Annotated in this window: 19 protein-coding genes; 9 read left to right on the forward strand and 10 right to left on the reverse strand. The window is 71.6% G+C overall.

Features of this window, described 5'->3' with window-relative positions; all coding sequences use genetic code 11:
• Positions 1-66 precede the first annotated feature (66 nt).
• The 3 genes from ACZ4NB_RS12760 to ACZ4NB_RS12770 form a co-directional block, all read right to left on the reverse strand.
• A complete protein-coding gene (locus ACZ4NB_RS12760; protein WP_467660859.1) occupies positions 67-867 on the reverse strand; it encodes an ABC transporter permease in 801 nt (266 codons plus the stop codon).
• 100 nt (positions 868-967) lie between these two features.
• Complete coding sequence (locus tag ACZ4NB_RS12765; protein ID WP_467660744.1) at positions 968-1,978, reverse strand: ABC transporter ATP-binding protein; 1,011 nt, start codon at positions 1,976-1,978, stop codon at positions 968-970.
• 82 nt (positions 1,979-2,060) lie between these two features.
• The gene (locus ACZ4NB_RS12770; RefSeq protein WP_467660746.1) at positions 2,061-3,338 is read right to left on the reverse strand and encodes an NYN domain-containing protein; all 1,278 of its coding nucleotides are present in this window, start codon (positions 3,336-3,338) and stop codon (positions 2,061-2,063) included.
• A 275-nt stretch (positions 3,339-3,613) separates the two neighbouring features.
• Here ACZ4NB_RS12770 and ACZ4NB_RS12775 point away from each other — a divergent pair, with 275 nt between their 5' ends.
• Entirely contained in the window at positions 3,614-3,784 is a 171-nt protein-coding gene (locus ACZ4NB_RS12775; protein ID WP_467660747.1) for a hypothetical protein, read from the forward strand.
• A gap of 82 nt (positions 3,785-3,866) precedes the next feature.
• Here the strand turns inward: ACZ4NB_RS12775 and dnaE are convergent, their stop codons facing one another.
• Complete coding sequence (dnaE, locus tag ACZ4NB_RS12780; RefSeq protein WP_467660749.1) at positions 3,867-7,418, reverse strand: DNA polymerase III subunit alpha; 3,552 nt, start codon at positions 7,416-7,418, stop codon at positions 3,867-3,869.
• Positions 7,419-7,669: 251 nt separating this feature from the next.
• On the opposite strand from dnaE, the gene ACZ4NB_RS12785 reads away from it, so the two are divergent.
• The 6 genes from ACZ4NB_RS12785 (at position 7,670) to ACZ4NB_RS12810 (ending at position 14,280) form a co-directional block, all read left to right on the forward strand.
• Positions 7,670-9,031, forward strand: a complete 1,362-nt coding sequence (locus ACZ4NB_RS12785; protein WP_467660751.1) for a DUF2252 domain-containing protein — start codon at positions 7,670-7,672, stop codon at positions 9,029-9,031.
• Positions 9,032-9,148: 117 nt separating this feature from the next.
• Positions 9,149-9,805, forward strand: coding sequence for a hypothetical protein (locus tag ACZ4NB_RS12790; protein ID WP_467660753.1), 657 nt, complete (start codon positions 9,149-9,151; stop codon positions 9,803-9,805).
• 111 nt (positions 9,806-9,916) lie between these two features.
• Positions 9,917-10,774 carry a thioredoxin domain-containing protein gene (locus ACZ4NB_RS12795; RefSeq protein WP_467660754.1) on the forward strand — a complete coding sequence of 286 codons (858 nt, stop codon included), beginning with the start codon at positions 9,917-9,919 and terminating at the stop codon, positions 10,772-10,774.
• A 102-nt stretch (positions 10,775-10,876) separates the two neighbouring features.
• On the forward strand, positions 10,877-11,590 hold the full coding sequence (locus ACZ4NB_RS12800) for a hypothetical protein (protein WP_467660756.1): 714 nt from the start codon (positions 10,877-10,879) through the stop codon (positions 11,588-11,590).
• 45 nt (positions 11,591-11,635) lie between these two features.
• Positions 11,636-12,547, forward strand: coding sequence for a thioredoxin domain-containing protein (locus ACZ4NB_RS12805; protein ID WP_467660758.1), 912 nt, complete (start codon positions 11,636-11,638; stop codon positions 12,545-12,547).
• An 89-nt stretch (positions 12,548-12,636) separates the two neighbouring features.
• The gene (locus ACZ4NB_RS12810; protein ID WP_467660760.1) at positions 12,637-14,280 is read left to right on the forward strand and encodes an alkaline phosphatase D family protein; all 1,644 of its coding nucleotides are present in this window, start codon (positions 12,637-12,639) and stop codon (positions 14,278-14,280) included.
• Between the two features lie 40 nt (positions 14,281-14,320).
• On the opposite strand, the gene ACZ4NB_RS12815 is transcribed toward ACZ4NB_RS12810, so the two are convergent.
• Positions 14,321-14,926 (reverse strand): dienelactone hydrolase family protein, encoded by a 606-nt coding sequence (locus tag ACZ4NB_RS12815; RefSeq protein WP_467660761.1) that lies wholly within the window; start codon positions 14,924-14,926, stop codon positions 14,321-14,323.
• Positions 14,927-15,032: 106 nt separating this feature from the next.
• Here ACZ4NB_RS12815 and ACZ4NB_RS12820 point away from each other — a divergent pair, with 106 nt between their 5' ends.
• A complete protein-coding gene (locus ACZ4NB_RS12820) occupies positions 15,033-16,103 on the forward strand; it encodes a mechanosensitive ion channel family protein (RefSeq protein WP_467660763.1) in 1,071 nt (356 codons plus the stop codon).
• A gap of 15 nt (positions 16,104-16,118) precedes the next feature.
• Here the strand turns inward: ACZ4NB_RS12820 and ACZ4NB_RS12825 are convergent, their stop codons facing one another.
• The 4 genes from ACZ4NB_RS12825 to ACZ4NB_RS12840 all read right to left on the reverse strand — a co-directional run bounded on the left by ACZ4NB_RS12825 (position 16,119) and on the right by ACZ4NB_RS12840 (position 20,544).
• A complete protein-coding gene (locus tag ACZ4NB_RS12825) occupies positions 16,119-17,711 on the reverse strand; it encodes a Na+/H+ antiporter (RefSeq protein WP_467660765.1) in 1,593 nt (530 codons plus the stop codon).
• Positions 17,712-17,856: 145 nt separating this feature from the next.
• The gene (locus tag ACZ4NB_RS12830; RefSeq protein WP_467660767.1) at positions 17,857-18,798 is read right to left on the reverse strand and encodes an RluA family pseudouridine synthase; all 942 of its coding nucleotides are present in this window, start codon (positions 18,796-18,798) and stop codon (positions 17,857-17,859) included.
• 242 nt (positions 18,799-19,040) lie between these two features.
• Positions 19,041-19,643, reverse strand: a complete 603-nt coding sequence (gene lspA / locus ACZ4NB_RS12835) for a signal peptidase II (RefSeq protein ID WP_467660769.1) — start codon at positions 19,641-19,643, stop codon at positions 19,041-19,043.
• A gap of 130 nt (positions 19,644-19,773) precedes the next feature.
• Positions 19,774-20,544, reverse strand: coding sequence for a TraR/DksA family transcriptional regulator (locus ACZ4NB_RS12840; protein WP_467660770.1), 771 nt, complete (start codon positions 20,542-20,544; stop codon positions 19,774-19,776).
• 669 nt (positions 20,545-21,213) lie between these two features.
• Between ACZ4NB_RS12840 and ileS the strand changes: the two genes are divergently transcribed.
• Positions 21,214-24,351 (forward strand): isoleucine--tRNA ligase, encoded by a 3,138-nt coding sequence (gene ileS / locus ACZ4NB_RS12845; RefSeq protein WP_467660772.1) that lies wholly within the window; start codon positions 21,214-21,216, stop codon positions 24,349-24,351.
• A 312-nt stretch (positions 24,352-24,663) separates the two neighbouring features.
• Here ileS and ACZ4NB_RS12850 read toward each other — a convergent pair whose 3' ends face one another.
• Entirely contained in the window at positions 24,664-25,761 is a 1,098-nt protein-coding gene (locus ACZ4NB_RS12850; protein WP_393494148.1) for a DivIVA domain-containing protein, read from the reverse strand.
• Positions 25,762-25,775 lie beyond the last annotated feature (14 nt).

Raw genomic sequence — 25,775 nt, forward strand, 5'->3', positions numbered from 1 at the left:
CGTCATCGTGCCAGGTGGGGCCCTGGGGCCCGGCGGCAGGACGCCCGTTCGGGGCGCCGGCTGCGGTCATCGGGCCGCCGCCCTGCGGTACGCCCAGGTCGCGATGGCCAGCGAGAGCACGCCGACGGCCGCGCAGACGCCCAGGTCGGCGACGACCGCCACCCAGTCGGGGTGGGCGTCGAAGCTGCGGGCCAGCGCCTCCACACCGTAGGTCGAGGGCAGCAGATCGCGGGCCCAGCCGATCACCTCGGGCATCCGCTCGGCCGGCAGCACCCCCAGCAGCAGCGCCGCCGACATGCCCAACTGACCGCAGAGCGTGGCGAGTTCGGGGCGCGGCGCAAGCAGTCCGAGGGCCGCGCCGAGGCCGGCCAGCGCGGCCCCGGCGAGCGGGAGCACGGCGGCCAGCACCCACAGGTTGGCCATCGGCAGCTGGAAGAGCACACAGCCGGTGACGGCGGTGACGATCGTCCCCGGGACGGTGAAGGAGGCGTAGGCGGCGGCCGCGCCGAGCACCACGGCGGCCGGTGGGACCGGCAGCGTCGCGTAGTGGTCGAGCCCGCCGCCGGCCCGCAGCTGGCCGAAGTACTGGGCGAGCAGGTTGAGCGCCACGAAGGCGACGACCAGCACGCTGGAGCCGGAGACCACCGACCGCGCCGCCTCGCCGTCGTCGACCACCCCGCGCAGCAGGACCATGATCCCGATGGACTGGAAGGTCGCGACGAACAGCAGCGGGATCCGTGCGACCCGGGCCCGGGAGAGCTGGGCGCGGTAGACGGCGCCGAGCGCGGGCAGCAGGCGGGCGCGCGGCGCCAGCGGGGCGGCCCCGTCCTCGGACCACGCCCCGGCGCCCGTCACCGCCCCGGCCACCGCCTGCGCGGGAACCGTACTCACGCTGCCACCCGGCCTTCCTCGCTGCCCTCGCAGCACTTGACACGTCCGCCGCGCCCCCGCGCCCCGATCCACCCGCTCACGCCTTGACCAGCCCCTCGCCGCGCCCGCCGAGCGCCAGATACACGTCCTCCAGGCTCGGCGTGGCGAGGGTGAAGTCGTCGAGGGCCGCGAAGGCGGGCCCCGCGGTGACCTCGGCCACCGCGGAGCGGGCCCGGTCGGCGGGGAGGCGGAGGGTCCAGCGGCGGCCGGAGACACGGGCGCCGGCTTCGAGGGCGGCGACCTCGGGGACGTCCAGCGGCGGGCGGTCGCGCCAGACCAGCTCCAGCCGCACCTCGTCGCTGACCATGTCCTTCAGTCCGCCTGGCGTGTCGCAGGCGATGACCCGGCCCCGGTCGATCACCGCGACCCGGTCGAGCACGCTCTCGGCCTCCAGGACGTTGTGGGTCACCAGCACCACCGTGACGCCCCGCTCGGCCCGGCGCCGGTCCACCGCGGCCCATACGGCGCGCCGCGCGACCGGGTCCATACCGGTGGTCGGCTCGTCCAGCACCAGCAGCGGCCGCTCGCCGATCAGCGCGGTGGCGACGCAGGCCAGCCGCCGCTGACCGCCGGAGAGCTTCTTCAGCGCCCGGCCGGCGATGTCCGCCAGGCCCAGCTCGTCGGTCACCGCGTCCCGCTCGGCGCGCGCCTCGCGCGACCCGAGGCCGCGCAGCCGGCCGGTGGTCTCCACGGCGAGGGCGACCGTCATCTCGTCCAGGGCGGTGGACTCCTGCCCCAGGTAGCCGAGCAGCCGGGCGGCCCGCTCCGGGTGGCGCACCAGGTCGTGGCCGAGTACGGCGATGCTGCCGGAGTCCGGGCGCAGCAGTCCGGTCAGCTGGCGGACCAGGGTGGACTTGCCGGCGCCGTTGGGGCCCAGCAGCCCGAAGATCTCGCCGCGGCGCACGTCCAGGGTGATGCCGTCGTTGGCCCGTACGGCGGGTGCCTGTGCCGCCCCGCGGCGCCCACGCACCGCGGGGTACGTCTTGACCAGGTCCCGCACGGCGCACACCGGCCCGCCGCGCTCCGCCTGTTTTGCGCCCGTCCTCACGAGCTACGAGGGTACGCGTCCCCGGCCCGCCACCGGCCCGCGGGGCTCCGGGGGCGAGCCGGCATGCGGCGGGCGGGGGCCGTCAGTCACCGGCCGGGGCGTGTTCGGCGGCCGTCCGCAGATCGACCTCGCGCCAGAATCCGGCCCGGATGGCGTAGCGGTCGTGCTCGTCGATCTGGTCGTCCTTGTGGGCGAGCAGCCCGAACCGGGCGGCGTAGCGCAGCAGTTCGCCGTCGATGCGGTGCGGGATGCGCGGGTACTCCGTCGACAGCTGCTGCAGATGCGCGGTGTCGGAGAGCCGGTCGGTCCAGCGGCGGGCGAAGACCTGGCCGACCTCGAAGGGGTCGCCGCTGACGGCGGTGATGTCCTCCTCGCGGTCGGCCCAGCGCTGTTCGGCGCTGGTGAGCTGGGCGAGGGTGGGCAGGCCGGCGGTCTCGGAGGGTTCGCCGACCGGGCCGCCGCGCTCGACCCAGCCCTTGTCGGACGACCAGCGCAGGGTGGCGCCGGCGGCGGGCGGGGGCTGCTGGCCGGCGGCGCGGTCCCGGCCGAGCCCGGCCAGGTCCTTGGGGGTGGGGACGCCGCCCCGCCCGGCGGCGGCGTCCGGCTCGTCGTCGGTCCGCGGCCCTGTGTCGGTGCCGGCCGCGGGCTGCGCCGCGCCGTTGGAACCGTTGTGCTCGTGCGTGCGGTCGGAGGTCTCCGGGTCCGCGGCGGCGGCCGCGGCGGCCGCGACCGCGGACTCGGGCAGCGGCGCGGAGAGGATGGCGGCGATCTCGGGGCGGGGGGCGGGCGGCGGTGCGCAGGGGCCGCCGAGTTCCTTGGCGCGCACCGCGCGGGTGATCCAGGTGCGGTCCAGCACCCGCCGCTCGTCGGCCTCGGCGACCAGGTCCTCGGACTGGTTGTAGTCGCCGTCGGCGGCCTGGACGGCCCACAGATGGACGGCGACGCCGTGCTCCTTGGCCGACATCAGTCCGGGCAGCAGATCGCCGTCGCCGGTGACCAGGACGATGTCGGAGCAGGCGCGGTTGCGGGCCAGCTCGGTCAGCTCGGCGTGCATGGCGGCGTCCACGCCCTTCTGCGCCCAGCGGCCGTCGCTTCGGGTCAGGGCGCCCAGCCGGACGGTGACCCGGGACATCACGCGCAGTTTGCGGTGCTCGGGCTGCGGGACCCGGTCGGGGGCGCCGTCGAACCAGTAGATCCGCAGCAGCGGGCGCTCGGTGTCCGCCTCCGCGCGCTGGCGCAGGCCCTGGATGAGGGCGGCGTGATCGACGGTGATCCGGGAACGGACGGGCTCTCCGGCGAGCAGACTCGCGGCGGCGCCGAGCAAGTACCCGGCGTCCACCAGCACGACGCAGCGATCCACGTTCCACCCTCTTCCCTGAGGTGCTGAAAGTCCGGTCGCCCCCCGGCTCGGCACGTGGCGCGAGTCTTCCTTCGGCTTTCCTTCGAGTCTGCCCGACCGTACGGGGGTTATCAGCCCGAACTCGATCATCGGCGTGGCGGATTCGGCGAGGATCTTGAGCACAGCGCGTGATCGCGCGTATTACAGAGGGTAATTGCCCGAAATGCAGGCTTCTGTCCGGCATGTAAGTCTGGTCCCGGCCCCGATCCCAGATTCCCCCTCAGGAGGCAATGGTCATGGCCAAGGACAAGAAGCAGAACCGCAGTCAGCAGAAGTCGGCATCCGCGGCGGAACGCGGCCAGCAGCAGGCCCAGCAGTCGGCCATGGAGGCCCAGTCGAAGTCCACCTCGGCGACGCCCGGAGACCTGGCCCGCAAGAACCGCGAGCGGCGCTTCGGCCACAACTGACCTATGCCGCAGATGAGTTGAGGGGCGCGTCCACTGCGGACGCGCCCCTCGGGGCAGCGCGGACCGGCGGCCCGCCGCGGACTCAGCCCGCCAGGCAGGACGGTCCGAGCAGCACCTTGAGGTCACCGAAGAGCGACGGGTCCGGTGTGACGCGGTGCCGGTCCAGTCGCAGCACCGTGGTCTTGCGCGCCCCCTGCAGCTTGATCCGCACCTCCGTGGAGCCGCGGTGGCTGCTGAGCACCTCGCCGAGCTTCTCGACCATCGGCGGGGTGACCTTCACCGTCGGGATGGTGATCGTCACCGGGGCGTTGGCGCCCGCCTCGGAGAGGTCGGGGACCATCATCTCCATGGCGACCAGCCGCGGGATGTCCTCGCGCTTGTCGAGCCGCCCCTTGACGAACACCACGGTGTCCTCGACGAGTTGGGTGGACACCAGCTGGTAGGTCGCGGGGAAGAACATGCAGTCGATGGAGCCGGCCAGGTCCTCGACGGTGGCGATCGCCCAGGCGTTGCCCTGCTTGGTCATCTTGCGCTGCAGGCCGGAGATGATGCCGCCGATGGTGACGATGGAGCCGTCGGAGTAGTCGCCGCCGGTGAGCTGGGCGATGGCGGCGTCGGCCTTGTCGGACAGCACATGCTCCAGACCGAAGAGCGGGTGGTCGGAGACGTAGAGGCCGAGCATCTCGCGCTCCTGGGCGAGGAGGTAGGTCTTGTCCCACTCCACGTCCGAGAACTCCACGTCCAGGCCGAAGCCCGGACCGTCGTCCGCGCTGTCGTCGCCCATGCCGCCGAAGAGGTCGAACTGCCCCTCGGCCTCCTTGCGCTTGACCTGGACGACGTTGTCGATCATCGATTCGTAGTGCGCCGTCAGGCCCTTGCGGGTGTGGCCCATCTCGTCGAACGCGCCGGCCTTGATCAGCGATTCGGTGGTGCGCTTGTTGCAGACCACCGCGTCGACCTTGTCGAGGTAGTCGGGGAAGGAGGCGTACTTCCCCTTGGCCTTGCGGCAGCGGATGATCGACTCGACGACGTTCTGGCCGACGTTGCGGACCGCGGTGAGGCCGAAGAGGATCACGTCGTCGCCCTGGGCGGCGAAGTTCGCCTCGGACTCGTTGACGTTCGGCGGCAGCACCTTGATGCCCATGCGCCGGCACTCGTTCAGATAGACCGCCGACTTGTCCTTGTCGTCGCGCACGGAGGTCAGCAGCGCGGACATGTACTCGGCGGGGTAGTTGGCCTTGAGGTAGGCGGTCCAGTACGTGACCAGGCCGTACGCGGAGGAGTGCGCCTTGTTGAAGGCGTAGCCGGCGAACGGGACCAGGACGTCCCACAGGGCCTGGATCGCGGCGTCGGAGTAGCCGTTCTTCCGGGCGCCCGCCTGGAAGAGGACGAAGTTCTTCTCCAGCTCCTCGGGCTTCTTCTTGCCCATCACGCGGCGCAGGATGTCGGCTTCGCCGAGCGAGTAGCCGGCGATGATCTGCGCGGCCTTCTGCACCTGCTCCTGGTACACGATGAGGCCGTAGGTCAGGCCCAGCGTCTCCTTCAGGGGCTCTTCGAGCTCCGGGTGGATCGGCGTGATCTCCTGGCGGCCGTTCTTGCGCTCGGCGTAGTTCGTGTGCGAGTTCATGCCCATCGGGCCCGGCCGGTACAGGGCCGAGACGGCGGAAATGTCCTCGAAGTTGTCGGGCTGCATCTGGCGCAGCAGGGAGCGCATCGGGCCGCCGTCGAACTGGAAGACGCCGAGCGTGTCACCGCGGCAGAGCAGCTCGAAGGTCTTCGGGTCGTCGAGCGGGAGCGAGAGCATCTCCAGGTCGATGCCCTTGTTGGCCTTCACCATCTTGACGGCGTCGTCCATGATGGTGAGGTTTCGCAGGCCCAGGAAGTCCATCTTGAGCAGGCCGAGCGACTCGCACTGGGGGTAGTCCCACTGCGTGATGGTCACGCCGTCGGTGTGCCGCGTCCAGAGCGGGGCGTGGTCGACGATCGGCTCGCTGGACATGATCACGCCGGCCGCGTGCACACCCATCTGCCGGACCAGGCCCTCCACACCCTTGGCGGTGTCGATGACCTTCTTCACGTCCGGCTCGTTCTCGTACATCCCCCGGATCTCGCCCGCCTCGCTGTAGCGCGGGTGCTTGGGGTCGGTGATGCCGGAGAGGTCGATGCCCTTGCCCAGGACGTCGGCGGGCATCGCCTTGGTGAGGCGGTCGCCCATCGCGTACGGATATCCGAGGACGCGCGCGGAGTCCTTGATGGCGTTCTTCGCCTTGATCTTTCCGTACGTGCCGATCATGGCGACCTTGTCGGCGCCGTACTTCTCCGTCACGTACCTGATCACTTCGACGCGCCTGCGCTCGTCGAAGTCGATGTCGACATCGGGCATGGAGACGCGCTCGGGGTTGAGGAACCGCTCGAAGATCAGTCCGTGGGTGATCGGGTCGAGGTCGGTGATGCCCATGGCGTACGCGACGATCGATCCTGCCGCGGAGCCTCGCCCCGGACCGACCGCGATGCCGTTGTTCTTGGCCCACATGATGAAGTCGGCGACCACGAGGAAGTACCCCGGGAACCCCATCTGGATGATGATGTCCATCTCGTACTCGGCCTGCTTCTGCCGGTCCTCGGGGACACCGTCCGGGTAGCGGCGGTTCATGCCGACCCGGACCTCCTCCTGGAACCAGGTGACTTCGGTGAAGCCCTCCGGGATGTCGAACTTCGGCATCAGGTCGCGCTTCTCGAACATGCCGGTCGTGTCGACCTGCTCGGCCACCAGGAGCGTGTTGCGGCAGCCCTCCTGCCAGGCGTCCGAGGAGTCGATGGCGTACATCTCGTCCGTGGACTTCAGGTAGTAGCCGGTGCCGTCGAAGCGGAAGCGGTCCGGGTCCGAGAGGTTCTTGCCGGTCTGGATGCACAGCAGGGCGTCGTGCGCGACGGACTCGTGCGCGTAGGTGTAGTGCGAGTCGTTGGTGACCAGCGGCGGGATGCCGAGCTCCTTGCCGATCTTCAGCAGGTCGTCGCGGACCCGGCGCTCGATCTCGATGCCGTGGTCCATCAGCTCCAGGAAGTACCGGTCCTTGCCGAAGATGTCCTGATACTCGCCCGCGGCCTTGCGCGCCTCCTCGTACTGGCCCAGCCGCAGCCGGGTCTGGAGCTCACCGGACGGGCAGCCGGTGGAGGCGATCAGGCCCTCCGACCACTGGGCGATGGTCTCCTTGTCCATCCGCGGCCACTTCTGCAGCCAGCCCTCGGCGTAGGCGTCCGAGGAGAGCCGGAAGAGGTTGTGCAGACCGGTCTTGTTCGCCGCCCAGATCGTCTTGTGCGTGTAACCACCGGAACCGGAGACGTCGTCGCGCTTCTGGTGCGGCTGGCCCCACTGGATCTTGCGCTTGTTGCGCCGCGACTCGGGGGCGACATACGCCTCGATGCCGATGATCGGCGTCACCCCGGCCTTCTGCGCCGAGTGGAAGAAGTCGTAGGCGCCGTGGAGGTTGCCGTGGTCGGACATCGCGATGTGCGTCATGCCCATCTCGTTGGCCGCCTTGAACATGTCCGACAGCCGCGCCGCACCGTCCAGCAGCGAGTACTGGGTGTGGACGTGCAGGTGCGTGAACGGGGGCCTGGACGAGGCTGCCACGGCGGAGGACCTCCGGGAAACGGTTGAGGACGGGGGCACCTCCCCGTGTCGACCGGGGAGGATTCGACGATCTCGAAGTCTACGGCTCCCCGCTGACAATCGCGGGCGCCCCAGGCGTACCCTCACCCGTTGTCGACGGGCACTCGAACACCTTCCCGCCCGTTGTCACCGACAGATCCGCGCCACCGTCCGTGCCGCGGATCGGTCACGACGCTCGTACCATTTTTCCGCACCTCAGGAGGCACCCAGCGATGCCGTCCCAGCACGCCCCGGCGCAGGACGCCGCGCAGCGCGGCGAGGAGATCCTCGCCGTCTTCGACACCGCCTTCGGAGAGCTGCTCGCCGCCGACCCCGCGGCCTTCCGCGTGAAATTCCGGAAGATGGCCGCCTCCGCCTTCGCCTTCTACCGGGGCACGGCGTGCCTGTTCTACCGGGACCTGGAGGCGCTGGCCGCCCGGGACGGCGGCGGGGACGGCGGCCCGTATCTGGACGAGCGGACCGGCCGGGTGTGGATCCACGGCGATCTGCACGCCGAGAACTTCGGCACCTATATGGACGCCACCGGCCGGCTGATCTTCAACGTCAACGACTTCGACGAGGCCTACGTCGGCCCCTTCACCTGGGACCTCAAGCGGTTCGCCGCCTCGGTCGCGCTGCTCGGCTACGCCAAGGCGCTCAGCGACGAGCAGATCACCGACCTGGTGCGCACCTACGCCGCCGCCTACCGCGAGCGGATCCACGCGCTGGCCTCACGGGCCAAGAACTCCGACAAGGAGGAGCTGCCGCCCTTCACGCTGGACACCGCCGACGGCCCGCTGCTGGACGCGCTGCGCGACGCCCGCGCGCTGACCCGGTTCCAGCTGCTGGAGTCGATGACCGAGATCCGCGACTTTGAACGCCGCTTCTCCCCCGGCGGCGGCAGCGTCGAGCTGGACGCGGCGACCCGCTACAAGGTCCTCGCCGCCTTCGACGGCTATCTGGAGACGCTGCCGGAGTCGAGCCTGGACCGCCCGGACTCCTACCGGGTCAAGGACGTGGTGGGCCGGCGCGGCATCGGCATCGGCTCGGCGGGCCTGCCGTCGTACAACATCCTTCTGGAGGGCAACAGCGACGCCCTGGAGAACGATGTGGTGATCTACATGAAGCAGGCGCAGACCCCGGCCGTCTCCCGGCACGTCACCGACCCCGCGGTCCGCTCCTATTTCCAGCACGAGGGCCACCGCACGGTCATCTCGCAGCGGGCCCTTCAGGACCACGCCGACCCGTGGCTGGGCTGGACCGAGCTGGACGGCGCGGGCCAGCTGGTCGCCGAGATCTCGCCGTACGCGGTCGATCTGGACTGGTCGGACATCGACGACCCGGAGGAGATCGCCGCGGTCGTCGCCGACCTGGGCCGGGCGACGGCCACGATGCACGCCGCGGCGGACGACGAGAGCGGCCACTCCCTGGTGCCGTTCTCGACCGAGCGGGCCATCGACGCGGCCATCGCGGCCGACGAGGACGGCTTCGCGGCGCTGCTGGTGGACTTCGCGCACTCCTACGGGGCCCGGGCCCGCGCCGACCACCAGATCTTCGTCGACCTCTTCCGCAACGGCCGGATCCCCGGCCTGTAAGGGGCGGGCGCCCGAGGGCCCGAGCGACGGGTCCCGTACCCACCGATTTTTCCGGTATGTGCGACTTAGATCACCCTTAGGCGCCACTTATCCCGGCCCATGGCACACTCGGCAGCAATGGACATCTCGGCGGCACACCTGCGGGCACTGCGCGCGGCGCTCTTCACGGCGCTGTGCGTGACGCTGTCCGCGGCATCCCATGTGCTGCTGTCCCGTATGCCGCTGCCGCTGACCACCGTCGCCGCGCTCTCCGCCGCCGTCTTCACGCTCGCCTACGCGCTGGCCGGCCGGGAGCGCGGCTACGGACGGATCGCGGCGCTGCTGGTCCCCCTGGAACTCGCCGCCGACCTGGTCTTCAGCCTCGGCCAGCACACCTGCTACGGCGGGGCGGGCGGCCCGGTGGCCGGCCCGCTGCGCTCCCTGGGCGTGGATCTGCTCTGCGGCAGCCAGGTCGGCGGCCCCCTGACGCGGCTGTCCGAGGACGGCGCCGCACCGGCCACGACCGGCCTGCTGCTGCTCGCCGCGCATCTGGCGATAGGGCTGCTGGCGGCCGGCTGGCTGCGCCGCGGCGAGGCGGCGCTGACCCAGGTGCTGGGCGCGGTGGCCGGCTTCGCCTTCCGCCCGCTGCTGATCGCCGTCGCGGTCATCGGCGCCGTGGCCGCCCCGCGCCGCCCCGGGCCGGTGCCCGTCCGGGCCGGCCGCCCGGCGCGGACCGCCCCTCTGCTGGTGCACTGCGTCGTACGCCGTGGGCCGCCCTGCGCGCTCGCTGCGTGACCGCCCGGTGCTCGCACCCGGCCCGCGCAGCGCGCGTACGCCCGTACTTCGCGTGCGTACGCCTTCGACGGCAGGCACCCCACCCACGGACTCCACGGAGCAGGAACAGTCATGAGCAACCGCAACAGCCAGGCCAACAAGCAGGCAGCCCGCGAGCGGCTGCGCGCCGAGCGTGAGCGGCAGGCGAAGAAGGAGCGGGCCCGCCGGCAGCTGACCGTCGGCGGTGCGATCGTCGGCGTGCTGGCGATCGCCGGCGGTATCGGCGTGGCGGTCGCCAACTCGGGCGGCGGCGACTCCACGGCGCAGAAGACCGCGGGCGACAGCACCGTGTGGACGAAGGCGGCGAAGGCCAAGCTGGTCAAGCCCGCCCACACCACCGGCGCCAAGGGCACCACCATCGTCATCGGCAAGGCGGACGCCAAGAACACCCTCAGCCTCTTCGAGGACCCGCGCTGCCCGGGCTGCGCGAGCTTCGAGCAGAACGTCGGCGAGACCGTCGAGAAGGACATCAAGGACGGCAAGTACAAGGCGGCCTACCACCTGGGCACGTTCCTCGACGGCAACCTCAAGGGCACCGGCTCCAAGAACGCGCTGTCGTCGCTGGGCGCCGCCCTGAACGTCAGCCCGGACGCCTTCCTGAAGTACAAGTACGCGCTGTACTCCAAGGAGTTCCACCCGGAGGAGACCGGCCCGGACAAGTTCGCCGACGACAGCTACCTGATCAAGGTCGCGGACACCATCCCGGCGCTCAAGGGCAACGCCGCCTTCCAGAAGGCCGTCAAGGCGGGCACGTACGACCGCTGGGCGCTGGAGGTGTCCGCCGAGTTCAACTCGCACAAGGACGTCACCAGCACCCCGACCGTGAAGGTCAACGACACGGTGATCGGCACGGACACCCCCCAGGGCAAGGCGGCCCCGTCGTCCGCCGCCGCCTTCAACTCCATGGTCGACAAGGTCCTCAAGAAGTGACCTGCTCGCGACCCTGACCCCTCGGCCGGCGCGCTCACCGCGCGCCGGCCGATGCCAAATCTTGACCCGGGCCCCTGCCGTGCACATGGCAGACTCCCGCCCATGCAGGCGAGGGCGGTGCGCCCGGGCGGCCGGCCCGCGGGCGCGCCGGGCGGTGAACTCAGGGCGGTGCGGGCGGCGCTGTTCACCGCGCTGTGCGTCACGCTGTCCGCGACCTCCCATGTACTGCTCTCCCGCGCCCCGCTGCCGCCCGCCACGGTCGCCTGGGTCTGCGCCGCCGTCTTCGCCGCCGCCTACGCGCTGACCGGCCGCGGACGCGGCTACCGGCCGGTGGCGGCGCTGCTGGTGCCGCTGGAGCTGGCCGCGGACACCGTCTTCACCACGGGGCAGCACGCCTGCTACGGAGCGGCCGGCGGCCCCCTGACCGGACCGCTGCGCGCGGTCGGCCTCCATCTGCTGTGCGCGGGCGGCGAGTTGGGCACCCCGCTGGCGCGCTTGGCGGCCCATGCGGGCTCCCCGCTGCCGCCGGCCGGACCGGTGTCCGGGCCCTGGCTGCTGCTCGCGGCCCACCTCGCGATCGGCCTGCTGGCCGCCGGCTGGCTGCACCGCGGCGACGCCGCCCTGGACGCCCTGCTGCGCGCGGCCGCGACCGCCACCTTCCGCCCGCTGCGGACCGCCGCCGCGGTGGCCCGCGCCGCGAGCGCCCCGCCCCGCCGGCGGATCCGTCCGCTGCGCCCGCTGCCGCCGGCCCGCCCGCTCCCGCTCCTCGTGCACTGCGTACGGCGCCGCGGCCCGCCCCGTCCGTTCGCCGCCTGACCAGACCGCAGGAGACGAACACCCTTGAGGGGAACGGGACCACCCATGAGCAACCGCAACAGCCAGGCCAACAAGCAGGCAGCCCGCGAACGCATCCGCGCCGAGCGCGAGCGCCAGAAGAAGCAGGAGCGGCTGCGCCGCCAACTCGTCGTGGCGGGCGCGGTCGTCGGCATCCTGGCCGTGGCCGGCGGTATCGGCTACGCCGTGATGAAGGCCAACGAGCCGACCGGCTGGGAGGCCGCCAAGGAGGCCAAGCCCGTCGCGCCGAAGTACACCGAGGGCAAGGACCATACCGAGATCCTGATAGGCGACCCGAAGGCCAAGGAGACCCTGGAGGTCTTCGAGGACGTCCGCTGCCCGGCGTGCGCGTCCTTCGAGCAGAGCAGCGGCCGGGCGCTGCTGAAGGACATCGAGGACGGCCGGTACCGGGTCCGCTTCACGATGTACACCTTCATCGACGACAACGCGGGCGGCGAGGGCTCGAAGAACGCGCTGAGCGCGCTCGGTGCGGCGCTGGACGTCGGCCCGGAGGCATTCTTGAAGTACAAGGCGGCGCTGTACTCCACCAAGTACCACCCCGACGAGCGCGAGGACCTCTACGCCAAGGACTCCGAGCTGCTCAAGGTCGCCGGCGAGGTGCCGGAGCTGAAGAACAACAAGGCGTTCCAGACCGCGGTCGAGAAGGGCACCTACGACCGCTGGGCGATGGACATGACCGCGCTGTTCGGCCGCAAGGGGGTCAGGGGCACACCGACCTTCATGCACGGCGACAAGAAGCTGGTGATGGACCAGATCCCGCAGCGCCAGATGACGCAGGCGCAGTACAACCAGCTCGCCATGGCCAACTTCCGGAAGATGATCGACAAGGAGTTCGGCCCGGCGAAGGGGACGGACGGCGGCAAGGGCGGCGGAAAGGGCATTCGCGAGGGCGAAAAGGACCCCTCGGGCGCCCGCTGAGCGGCTTGCGGACAACGGGCGGGCGAATTCTGGGTATTCCCGGTAATCGCCCTCCCGTTGTCGCTTACCGGCCAGTAGGGTGAGCGGCCGTGACCGATCATGACCACATCTCGCGCCGCACTGCCGTCACGGCCGTAGCCGCCACCGCCGCACTCCTGCCGTTCGCCGGCGCCGCCCCCGCCTACGCCCAACAGGCCCCGGAGCAGAGCCGGTTCTTCCAGCACGGCGTCGCCTCCGGTGACCCGCTCCCGGACGGCGTGCTGCTGTGGACCCGGGTCACCCCGACGCCGTCGGCCACCCCGGGCTCCGGCCGCGGGGCGGCCACCGACGTGCGCTGGCAGGTGGCCACCGACAGGGACTTCGCCACCGTCGTCGCACGGGGCTCGGTGAAGACCTCGGCGGCCGCCGACCACACCGTCAAGGCGGACGTGCGCGGTCTGCGCCCGGCCACCCACTACTACTACCGCTTCACCGTCGACGGGCAGCACTCCCCCGTCGGCCGCACCCGCACCGCCCCCGCGCACGACACCGCGGCCGGCAACGTCCGCTTCGGCGTGGTCTCCTGCGCCAACTGGGAGTCCGGCTACTTCTCGCCGTACCGGCATCTGGCGGCCCGTACCGAGCTGGACGCGGTGCTGCACCTCGGCGACTACCTCTACGAGTACAAGTCCGGCGAGTACCCGGACTTCAAGTACGTCGTCCGTCCGCACTCCCCCGCCCACGAGCTGCTCACGCTCGCCGACTACCGCATCCGGCACGGCGCCCACAAGACCGACCCGGACGCGCTGGCCATGCACGCCACCCACCCGGTCATCGCCATCTGGGACGACCACGAGTTCGCCGACAACGCCTGGCGGGGCGGCGCGGTGAACCACTCGCCGGACACCGAGGGCTCCTGGTCGGCGCGGATGGCCGCCGCGAAGCAGGCGTACTTCGAGTGGATGCCGGTGCGCCCCTCGACGGCCGGCACCACCTACCGCCGGCTGCGCTTCGGCACCCTCGCCGATCTGCACCTGCTGGATCTGCGGTCGTTCCGCGACGAGCAGGCCAAGCCGGGCAGCGGCGCGGTCGACGACCCGAGCCGGACGATCACCGGGCGGGCCCAGCTGGACTGGCTCAAGGCCGGCCTGGAGCGCTCGGACACCGCCTGGCGGCTGGTCGGCACCTCGGTCATGGTCTCGCAGGTCGCCTTCGGCGCCGTGCCCGCCCATCTGCTCGGCCCGCTCGCCGAGATCCTCGGCCTACCCAAGGAGGGCCTTGCGGCCAACACCGACCAGTGGGACGGCTACACCGACGACCGGCACGAGCTGCTGAGCCACCTCAGCGACCGCGGTATCGACAACACCGTCTTCCTGACCGGCGACATCCACATGGCCTGGGCCAACGACGTGCCGCTGAAGGCGGCGACCTACCCCGCCACCCGGCCGGTGGCGACGGAGTTCGTGGTCACCTCCGTCACCTCCGACAACGTCGACGACTTCCTGCACGTCGCCCCGCACACCGTCTCGCTGGCCGGCGTCGCCGCCATCAGGGCCGCCAACCGACATGTGAAGTGGCTGGACATGGACTCGCACGGCTACGGGGTCCTGGACGTCAGCGCCGAGCGCACGCAGATGGACTACTTCGGCATCTCCGACAAGACCGACCCGCAGGCCACCAGCACGCATCTGCGCTCGTACCGCACGCGGACGGGCAGCCAGCAGATCGAGCGGGCCGACGGGCCGGTCGCCTAGCCGGCGCTGTGCACCCCCGGGCCGCGCCGCCACGGACCGCTCACAGGCTGTCCAGGAAGCCCAGCGCCACCTTCCAGGTGCTCTCGGCCGCCTCGGCGTCGTAGTCGGCCAGCCCGGGGTCGGTGAACAGATGGCCGGCGCCGGCGTAGCGGAAGACCTCCACGTCCGCGCCGGCCCGGCGCATCTGCAGATACCAGGCGTTCAGCCAGTCGTGCGGCTCGTAGGGGTCCGGGTCGGCGACATGCAGCTGCACCGGCAGATCGTCGGCCACGGCACCCTCGGCGATGTCGGAGGTGCCGTGCAGCAGCAACAGCCCGCGGGTCTTGTCGTCGCCCAGCGCGAGGGTCTGGGCGACCGAGCCGCCGAAGGAGAACCCGGCGTAGACCAGGCCGCGGTCGGAGTACGGCGCGACGGCCGTGATGGCGCGCTTGAGCAGCTCCTCCTTGCCGATCTCCTCCTTGATCAGGATGCCGTCCGGCACCGATTCGGCGGTCCTGCCGTCGAACAGGTCGGGGACGACCACCTCGTGTCCCGCGGCGCGCAGCCGGTCCGCGGCGGCCTGCACGGCCGGGCGCAGCCCGCACACCGAGTGGAACAGGGCAATCGTCAAGGGCCCGCTGGTCGCGGGCTCGGTGGAGGCCGGCACTGCATCACTTCCCTGGGTCGGATCGTTGTGGCCCCATCGTGCCATTGACAGCCGGGGGGACCGGGTAGCAGCACTCTCAAGCGCTTCCGACGCAAGGAGGATTCCCGTGTCCGTCGAGGACGTGCTGCGTCCCGTCGCCGTGGCCGGCGGCTCGCTCGTCATCACGCTCGTCCTGGGCTGGCTGGCCGACCGCGCGCTGCGCCGGATCGACGCCGCCCACCCGGAGACCCCGCTGTGGGGGCTGCTGCGCCGCTGCCGAATACCGCTGCAGGTGGCGCTGTGCGCGGCCCTGCTGCGCGGCTCGTACGACGAGAGCGGGATCGGCCTGGTCGAGGAGCACCGGGCGGGGACCGGTCAGGCGCTGAGCCTGGTGCTGATCGCGGCCGCCGCCTGGCTCGCCGTACGGGCCTCCGCGGCGATCGTGGAGTCGTCCTACTCGCGCTATGCGGCGGGCGCCCGGGACGCCGCGCGGGTGCGGCGGGTACGGACCCAGGTGACGCTGATCCACCGGGTGGTCACGGCCGTGGTCATCATCGTCGCGGCCGCCTCGATGCTGCTGACGTTCCCGGAGATGCGGGCGTTCGGCACCTCGGTGCTGGCCTCGGCCGGACTGCTGGGCATCGTCGCCGGTATCGCCGCCCAGTCGACCCTCGGCAACCTCTTCGCGGGGCTGCAGATCGCCTTCGGCGACATGGTGCGGATCGGGGACACGGTCGTGGTGGACGGCGAGTGGGGCACCGTCGAGGAGATCACCCTGACGTTCCTGACCGTGCGGACCTGGGACGAGCGGCGGATCACCATGCCGGTGTCGTACTTCACCGGCAAGCCGTTCGAGAACTGGTCGCGCGGCGGCGCCCAGATGACCGGGACCGTGCTGTTCCACCTCGACCACGGCGCGCCGGTGGAGAAGATGCGCCAGCGGCTGCACGAGATCCTCCAGGAGAGCCCGGACTGGGACGGCCGGTCCTGGAGCCTGGTGGTCACCGACACCACCGCGTCCACGATCGTGGTGCGGGCGCTGGTCACCGCCCGGGACGCCGACACCCTCTGGACGGTGCGCTGCGAGGTCCGCGAGCGGATGATCGAGTGGCTGCGCACCGAGCATGCCTACGCGCTGCCGCGGATCACCACCGGGCCGGCGCCGACCGGCCGGGGCGGGCAGCCGCCGCAGCCGTGAGGCCCCGCCCCCGCGTCAGGGCGCGGACCGCAGGCTCCGCATGTCCAGTTGGCGCAGCACCCGGTCCACCACCTCCGGGTCCGCGCCCGGCTCGCTGCGCGCCGCCAGCACCTCGTGCCGGGCCGCCGAGAGCATCTCGCCCTGGATGCGCTGCACCTTCTTCATCCGGGTGTTGCGCTTCTCGAAGAGCTCGCGCCGCTCGTCGTCGACGATGTCCGGTGCGATCCGGGCGCCGATGTCGTAGGCCCGGCGCGCCAGCTGGTCCCTGACCTCCTCGGGCAGCTCCTCGACCTCCAGGATCTCCTTCAGCCGGCGCTTGGACGCCTTGATCACCCGGATCGCCAGGTCGCGCTCCAGCGCGTCGGCGACGTCGGAGGTGGCCCGCACCCGCAGTGTGCGCACCAGCCAGGGCAGCGTGAGGCCCTGGACGACCAGGGTGGAGAGCACCACCGCGAAGGCGATGAAGAGGATCTCGGCGCGGTCGGGGAAGGGGACGCCGTCGATCTCGTAGGGCAGGGCCAGCGCCAGCGCCACCGAGGCCACCCCGCGCATCCCCGACCACCACAGGATGACCGTCTCCCGCCAGCTCATCGGGATGTCCTCGTCGTAGTCGCGGCGCTTGTGCATCCGCTTGGCCAGCCAGGCGGCGGGCAGCAGCCACAGCAGGCGGACGCCGACGACCACCGCGACGACGGCGGCCCCGGCGCCGAACAGCTGGTCCCAGCTGCCCGACGCGGCGAAGAAGATGTTGTGCAGCTCCAGGCCGATCAGCCCGAAGGCGACGCCGGTGACGAGGGTGTCGACGACCTCCCAGAAGGTGTATCCGGCGAGCCGGCCCAGCACGTCGTCGGCGTCGACCGCGTACTCGGCCAGGAACAGCCCGGTGGTCAGCACCGCGAGCACACCGGAGCCCTTCAGCTCCTCGGCCAGGATGTACGCGGTGAACGGCACCAGCAGCGTCAGCCCGATCTGCAGCGTCGGGTCGCCGAGCAGCCCCATCAGCTTGTTGGTGACCCACCCGAGCAGCAGGCCGACCGCCATGGCGACGACCGCGGAGAGCACCAGCGCGCCGAGCGCGCCGGGCACCGAGAAGCTTCCGCTGACGACCGCGGCGAGCGCGACGTGGTAGAGCACGATCGCGGTGACGTCGTTGAACAGGCCCTCGCCCTCCAGGATCGACACCATCCGGCGGGGCAGTCCCAGCTTGCCGGCGACGGCGGTCGCGGCGACCGGGTCGGGCGGGGCGACCAGCGCGCCGAGCACCACCGCGGCGGCCAGCGGCATCCCGGGCACCACCGCCTGCGCGACCGCGGCGACCGCGGCCGTGGTGGCGAAGACCAGCAGCACCGCGAGCAGGAAGATCGGGCGCAGGTTGGCGGTGAACTGCCGCCATGAGGTGCGCTGCACGGCCGCGTAGAGCAGCGGCGGCAGCACCACCGGCAGGATGAACTCCGGCGGCACCTCGACGTTGGGCACGAAGGGCAGCAACGCCAGTACGGCCCCGGCGAGCGTCATCAGCACCGGTGACGGCAGTCCCAACCGGTCGCCGACCGGGACCATCACCACGGCTCCGAGCAGCAGGAGGGAGATCAGAGCCAGCTGGTCCACGGTGACGACGCTCCGGGAGGGTCGGATTCGCTCACATTCCGCCCTAAGCGTGCCAGACGCCTATGGATCCGCCACTTTCGGCATCCCCAGCGTGCCGGACGCCTATGGATCCGCCGCTCTGCCCCCGGGTGCCGGACGCGCCGTGTCAGCTGCTCTCGTCGCGCACGGTGTCGAGGGCGTGCTGCAGATCGTCCGGGTAGGCGCTCTCGAACTCGACCCAGGAGCCGTCGGCGGGGTGCTCGAAGCCGAGCCGGACCGCGTGCAGCCACTGCCGGCCGACGCCCAGCCGCTTGGCGAGGGTGGGGTCCGCGCCGTACGTCAGGTCGCCGACGCACGGGTGGCGGTGCGCGGACATGTGCACCCGGATCTGGTGGGTGCGCCCGGTCTCCAGCTTGATGTCGAGCAGGCTGGCCGCGCGGAACGCCTCGATGAGGTCGTAGTGCGTGACCGACGCCTTGCCCTCGGCGGTGACCGCCCACTTGTAGTCGTGGTTCGGATGCCGGCCGATGGGGGCGTCGATGGTGCCGCTCATCGGGTCCGGGTGGCCCTGGACCAGGGCGTGGTAGCGCTTGTCCACCGTGCGCTCGCGGAACTGCTGCTTGAGGAGGGTGTAGGCGCGCTCGGACTTGGCCACGACCATCAGGCCGGACGTGCCGACGTCGAGGCGGTGCACGATGCCCTGGCGCTCGGCGGCGCCGGAGGTGGAGATGCGGAAGCCGGCGGCGGCGAGCCCGCCGATGACCGTCGTCCCGCTCCAGCCGGGGCTGGGGTGCGCGGCCACCCCGACCGGCTTGACGATCACGACGATGTCGTCGTCGTCATGCACGATCTCCATGCCCTCGACGGGCTCGGCGACGATCTCCACGGGCGGCGCGGCCTGCGGCATCTCGACTTCCAGCCAGGCGCCGCCGCGCACCCGCTCGGACTTCATCACCTCGGACCCGTCGACCCGGACCTTTCCGGCGGCGGCGAGTTCGGCCGCCTTCGTACGGGAGAAGCCGAACATACGGGCCAGCGCGGCGTCCACGCGCTCGCCCTCCAGGCCGTCCGGTACGGGCAGGGTGCGGATCTCGGGAATGGTGCTCACCTTAAGGAGTATGGCAGCCGCGGCACCCCGCATCGGGGCGGGCCGGGGCAGGAGCCGTTGGTGGTTGCGGTGCGGTGGAGGCGGGCGCTCCAGCCGCGGCACCCCGCATCGGGGCGGGCCGGGGCAGGAGCCGTTGGTGGTTGCGGTGCGGTGGAGGCCGGCGCTCCAGCCGCGGCACCCCGCATCGGGGCGGGCCGGGGCAGGAGCCGTTGGTGGTTACGGTGCGGTGGAGGCCGGCGCTGTCAGTCCTTGTGGACGGTCCCGTCAGGGTCCAGCCCCCGGAAGGAAAGGATCACGATCAGGATGCCGCCGCAGACGATCGCGGAGTCCGCGAGGTTGAAGACCGCGAAGTGCGCCGGGGCGATGAAGTCGACCACCGCGCCCTCGAAGATCCCCGGCGAGCGGAAGATCCGGTCGGTGAGGTTGCCGAAGGCGCCGCCGAGCAGCAGCCCGAGCGCGACGGCCCAGGGCAGGCTGTAGAGCTTGCGGGCGATCCGGGCGATCACCACGATCACGGTCGCCGCGATGATCGTGAGGAAGATCGTCAGCGCCTCGCCGATGCTGAACGCGGCACCCCGGTTGCGGATCACGCTGAACTGCAGCAGCGTCCCGATGACCTGGATGGGCTCGTGGTGCTCCAGCTTCGCGACGACCAGGACCTTGCTGCCCAGGTCGAGCAGGTAGACGAAGCACGCGATCAGCAGCAGCGCGACGATCTTCCGCTTGCCGCGGCCGGCGCCCTGCTCCGGCTCCGCCGGTCCTCCCCCTTCGGACCCCGCGGTGGGATCCGTCCCGGAACCCGGCTCGGGTTCCGGCGTACCGGTGATGCGCTCCGCCTCTGCCACGTGTGAGTCCCTCAGCCCGTCGTGTCCGCGGCCAGACCGTGCCTGGCTTGAATCACGAGAGTACGGCACACACGTGCGGGGGCGGGCGGTACGGGTGCGGCCCGCGACACCCCACCCGGGTACCCCCGCCTCAGCGGCGCTCCTGCTTCTGCTTGCACTCCACGCACAGCGTCGCCCGGGGGAACGCCTGCATCCGCGCCTTGCCGATGGGCTTGCCGCAGTTCTCGCACAGCCCGTAGGTGCCGGTGTCCAGCCGGCCGAGCGCCCGCTCGGTCTGGTGGAGCATCTCGCGGGCGTTGGAGGCCAGGGCCAGCTCGTGCTCGCGGGTGATGTTCTTGGTGCCGGTGTCGGCCTCGTCGTCGCCGGCGCCGTCGCCGGAGTCGCGCATCAGGCCGGCGATGGCGTCCTCGGCCGCGGTGATCTCCGCCCGCAGCCGCCCCACCTCCTCCATCAGCTCGGTGCGCGCCTCGGCGACCTCGGCGGGCGTCCAGGGGTCCTCACCGGGGCGTACGGCCAGCTCGCCCGGTGCGGCCGTCCGGGCCGTGGGCACCGGGGTGTCATCGGCGTGCATCTTGGCCGTCGCGGCCGCGGTCTTCTTCGCCACCACCGTCTTGGCTCCCGTCTTCTTAGCGGGCACCGCGGCCTTCTTGGCCGGAGCCTTCGTCGCGGTCTTCTTCGCCGCCGCCTTCTTGGCGGCGGCCTTCTTGGCCGTGGGCTTCGCGGCCGCGGTCTCGTCGGGCGCGGTCTCGTCGGGCGCGGTCGTGCCGGCCGCCGTCTTCTTGGCGGCGGCCTTCTTCGGAGCGGCCTTCTTCGGAGCGCGGGTCTTCGGTGCAGGCTGCTTCGCGCCGGCCTCGTCGGCGGCCGTCGTGCTCTTCTGCGCGGCGGTCTTCTTCGCCACCATGGCCGCGCCCCCTTCACCTATGTGACTTTGTTCGCGAATCGTGACGGGAACGATAAATCGCCACACGGCACGCGGCAACGGGGCGCACCGCCCGACGGGTCCTGCCACCCGGCCCGGAAGTCCGGTCCGCCTCGGTTGTGCCCGGCTGCCCGCCGGGTAACCCGCCCGGCGGTCCGGCACCCGGCCGCTGGCCATTCGGGTCACGGCGACGGCGCGGGCGTCCTCGTACGGCGCCCCGGCCGCCCTCCCCGCCCCCGGCCGCCCTAATTCGGTCGGCCGCTGTCGGCGCGGCCCCGTACACTGTGGGGGTGCCCCCTGCTTGAGCGAAGCCGAGAGCTTGGGGGACCAGCGACAGGCATTGATGGGACGAGTAGCGTCGTACGCAGCCGGCAGCGACCCGGGGACGGTGGAAGCCCGGGGGCGTGCACGACGTGAAGATCACCCCGGAGTCGCCGGAAGAAAGCCTCGGACAGTGGGCATCCGCCCACAGGTCTGGACAGTGGGCTCCGCCCACGGTCCTCGGGCCGCCCAGGGCGAGTAGAACCGGCAGCGCGACCCCAATGAGGGGGCGGTGCAGCAGCGCCGCCAAGGAGGGTGGTACCGCGGGAGCCCAGGCTCTCGTCCCTCCGGACGGAGAACGCAGCAGGTGTCCGCCGGAGGAAGCCCCCGATGACCGAGCAGCCCCAGTACCGCCAGGTACCCGCCCAGGTAGACCTCCCCGCCCTTGAGCACGCCGTGCTTGAGTTCTGGCAGGAGCAGAAGGTCTTCGCCCGTACCCTCCAGCAGTCCGAGGGCCGGCCCGAGTGGGTCTTCTACGAGGGCCCGCCGACGGCCAACGGCATGCCCGGCGCGCACCACATCGAGGCGCGCGTCTTCAAGGACGTCTTCCCCCGCTTCCGCACGATGCAGGGCTACCACGTCGACCGCAAGGCCGGCTGGGACTGCCACGGCCTCCCGGTCGAGCTGGCCGTGGAGAAGGAGCTGGGCTTCAACGGCAAGAAGGACATCGAGGCGTACGGCATCGCCGAGTTCAACGCCAAGTGCCGCGAGTCGGTGACCCGCCACACCGACGCCTTCGCCGAGCTCACGACCCGTATGGGGTACTGGACCGACCTCGACGCCCCGTACCGCACGATGGACCCCGACTACATCGAGTCGGTGTGGTGGTCGCTGAAGGAGATCTTCAACAAGGGCCTGCTGGTCCAGGACCACCGCGTCGCCCCCTGGTGCCCGCGGTGCGGTACGGGCCTGTCGGACCACGAGCTGGCGCAGGGCTACGAGACCGTCGTCGACCCCTCGGTCTACGTCCGCCTCCCGCTGACCTCGGGCCCGCTGGCCGGCGAGGCCGCCCTGCTGATCTGGACGACGACCCCCTGGACCCTGGTGTCCAACACCGCGGCCGCCGCGCACCCGGACGTCACCTACGTCGTCGCCACCGACGGCACCGAGAAGCTGGTCGTCGCCGAGCCGCTGCTGGAGAAGGCCCTCGGCGAGGGCTGGGAGGCCACCGGCCAGTCCTTCACCGGCCGCGAGATGGAGCGCTGGTCGTACGAGCGCCCGTTCTCCCTGGTCGAGCTGGACGGCGCCAACTTCGTCGTCAACGCCGAGTACGTCACCACCGACGACGGTACGGGCCTAGTCCACCAGGCCCCCGCCTTCGGTGAGGACGACCTCAAGACCTGCAAGGCGTACGACCTGCCGGTGGTCAACCCGGTCCGCCCCGACGGCACCTTCGAGGAGGGGCTGGCTCTCATCGGCGGCCAGTTCTTCAAGAAGGCCGACGAGGCCCTGGTCGAGGACCTCGCCGCCCGCGGCCTGCTCTTCAAGCACATCGCCTACGAGCACAGCTACCCGCACTGCTGGCGCTGCCACACCGCGCTGCTCTACTACGCCCAGCCGTCGTGGTACATCCGCACGACCGCGGTCAAGGACGCCCTGCTCCGCGAGAACGAGAACACCAACTGGTTCCCGGAATCGGTCAAGCACGGCCGGTTCGGCGACTGGCTCAACAACAACATCGACTGGGCGCTGTCCCGCAACCGCTACTGGGGCACCCCGCTGCCCATCTGGCGCTGCGAGGAGGACCACCTCACCTGCGTCGGCTCGCTGGCCGAGCTGACCGAGCTGACCGGCACCGACCAGTCGGGCCTGGACCCGCACCGCCCGTTCATCGACGAGGTCACCTTCGCCTGCCCGACCTGCCAGGGCACCGCCACCCGCGTCCCGGAGGTCATCGACGCCTGGTACGACTCGGGCTCGATGCCGTTCGCGCAGTGGGGCTACCCGTACCGCAACAAGGAGCTGTTCGAGAAGCGCTACCCGGCGCAGTTCATCTCGGAGGCCATCGACCAGACCCGCGGCTGGTTCTACACCCTGATGGCCGTCGGCACCCTGGTCTTCGACAAGTCGTCGTACGAGAACGTCGTCTGCCTGGGCCACATCCTCGCCGAGGACGGCCGGAAGATGTCCAAGCACCTGGGCAACATCCTCCAGCCGATCCCGCTGATGGATCAGCACGGCGCCGACGCGGTCCGCTGGTTCATGGCGGCCGGCGGCTCGCCGTGGTCCGCCCGCCGGGTGGGCCACAGCACCATCCAGGAAGTCGTCCGCAAGACGCTGCTGACGTACTGGAACACCGTCGCCTTCCAGGCGCTGTACGCCCGCACGTCCCAGTGGGCGCCGTCCGCCGCCGACCCGGCCCCCGCCGACCGGCCGCTGCTGGACCGCTGGCTGCTCGGCGAGCTGAACACCCTGATCGCGCAGGTCACCGACTCCCTGGAGTCCTTCGACACCCAGCGCGCGGGCAAGCTCCTCTCCGCCTTCGTCGACGACCTGTCCAACTGGTACGTCCGCCGCTCCCGCCGCCGCTTCTGGCAGGGCGACGCGGCCGCGCTGCGCACGCTCCACGAGGTCATCGAGACCGTCACCCGCCTCATGGCGCCGCTCACCCCGTTCATCACCGAGCGGGTCTGGCAGGACCTGGTCGTCCCGGTCACCCCGGACGCCCCCGACTCCGTGCACCTCGCAGGCTGGCCGGTGGCCGACAAGGCGGCCATCGACCCGACCCTGTCCGCCCAGATGCTGCTGGTCCGCCGGCTGGTCGAACTGGGCCGCGCCACCCGCGCCGAGTCGGGCGTCAAGACCCGTCAGCCGCTGTCCCGCGCACTGGTCGCGGCGCACGGCTTCGCGGGCCTGCCCGAGGACCTGCGCGCGCAGATCGCCGAGGAGCTGAACGTCAGCTCGCTGGCCTCGCTCTCGGAGGTCGGGGGCTCGCTGGTCGACACCACCGCCAAGGCCAACTTCCGTGCGCTGGGCAAGCGGTTCGGCAAGGGCGTCCAGGCCGTCGCCAAGGCCGTCGCCGCCGCGGACGCCGCGGCCCTCTCGCTCGCGCTGCGCGAGGGCACGGCGAGCGTCGAGGTCGACGGCGAGACCGTCTCGCTCGCCCCCGACGAGGTGATCATCACCGAGACCCCGCGCGAGGGCTGGTCGGTGGCCTCCGACGCGGGCGCCACGGTCGCCCTCGACCTGGAGATCACCCCGGAGCTGCGCCGCGCGGGCCTGGCCCGTGACGTCATCCGCCTCATCCAGGAGGCCCGCAAGAACAGCGGCCTCGACGTCGCCGACCGGATCGCGCTGCGCTGGCGGTCCACGGACGACGAGGTCCGTACGGCGCTGACCGACCACACCGGCCTGATCTCCGACGAGGTCCTGGCCACGGACTTCGCCCCCGGCGAGCCGGACGACTCCTTCGGCCCCGCCTTCACGGACGAGGCGCTGGCCCTCACCTTCCACCTCCGCAAGGTGTAACCAGTCCCCTCACCGCACAAATGCCCCGGCGTACACCACGCCGGGGCATTTCCCTTTTCCGTTTTCCCACTCGCCCCGACAACCGCCTTAGCCCCCGCCGTTACACACACCTTTCACCTAGCTCCCTCTGACTGCCCCTATCCGCCCCTTCTCGAAAGGGAAGGGAAGGGCCAATTCACTCCTCAGGCGCGAAATCCACCCAGGTCGGTACGGACGACCACATCCCGCGAACCCGGCAGCACAAAGGGCCGGGCCCCGAGGGATTCCCTCGGGGCCCGGCCCTGATTGCCGACGCTACGCGCTAGGCGGGCGTCAGTTGTCGTCCTCGTCGATGAGGAAACCCCTCATCGGCGACGGCGTCTGCTGCATCGGCTGCGGGCTCTGCGGCCGCACCGGCGCCATCGGCTGGGTCATCGCCGGCGACATCTGCTGCTGACCGCCGTAGGACGGACCGCCGCTGGACTGCCCGGCCATGGAGTGGTTGCCGCCCATCGACTGGCCGCCACCCATGGTGTGGTTGCCGCCCATGGTGCCCGCACCGGCCGACGCCATCGACGGCGACGGCGGCAGCGAGGCGGCCGCCGGGGTCCGCGGCGGAGCCAGCGAGTCGTCCGCCTGGTTCTCCAGCTGACGCAGCTGGCTCTCCAGGTAGGACTTCAGGCGCGTACGGTACTCGCGCTCGAAGCCGCGCAGGTCCTCGACCTTGCGCTCCAGCGTCGCGCGGGCCGACTCCAGCGAGCCCATCGCCACGCGGTGCTTCTCCTGCGCGTCCCGCTCCAGCGCGTCGGCCTTGGCGCGGGCGTCCCGCTCCAGGCCCTCGGCGCGGCTGCGCGCCTCGCCGACGATCTTGTTGGCCTCGGAACGGGCCTCCGCGATCGCCTGGTCGGCGGTCTGCTGCGCCAGCGAGAGCACCCGCGCGGCGCTGTCACCGCCGGGGCCACCCTGCTGGGCCTGCGGCAGCTGCGGTCCACCGGGGCCGCCCATCGGGCCACCCATGGGACCGCCGGGGCCCATCGGGCCGGGTCCGTGCGGACCCTGCGGGCCGTGGCCACCGGGACCGGGGGGCAGCTGAGGTGCACCACCGGGCAGTTGGGGCGGGCCACCCATCCCCTGCTGCTGCGGCGGCACCGGCTGCGGACCGGATATGGCGGCGGGCACGGGAGCCCCGGGACGCTGCTGCTGCTCCTGCTGCTGGTCCGGTCCCTTGCGCAGGCCCTGCTGCTGGTTCTGCGCGGCGGCACGGGTGGCCGCGGCCAGCTTGGCGCGCAGGTCCTCGTTCTCCCGGAGCAGCCTGGTCAGTTCCGCTTCAACCTCGTCGAGGAAGGCATCGACCTCGTCCTCGTCATAGCCTTCTCGGAGGCGGACGGTCGTGAACTGCTTGTTCCGCACGTCCTCGGGGGTCAACGGCATCTCTACTTCACCTC

It is taken from the genome of Streptomyces sp. NPDC026575 (assembly GCF_055567415.1).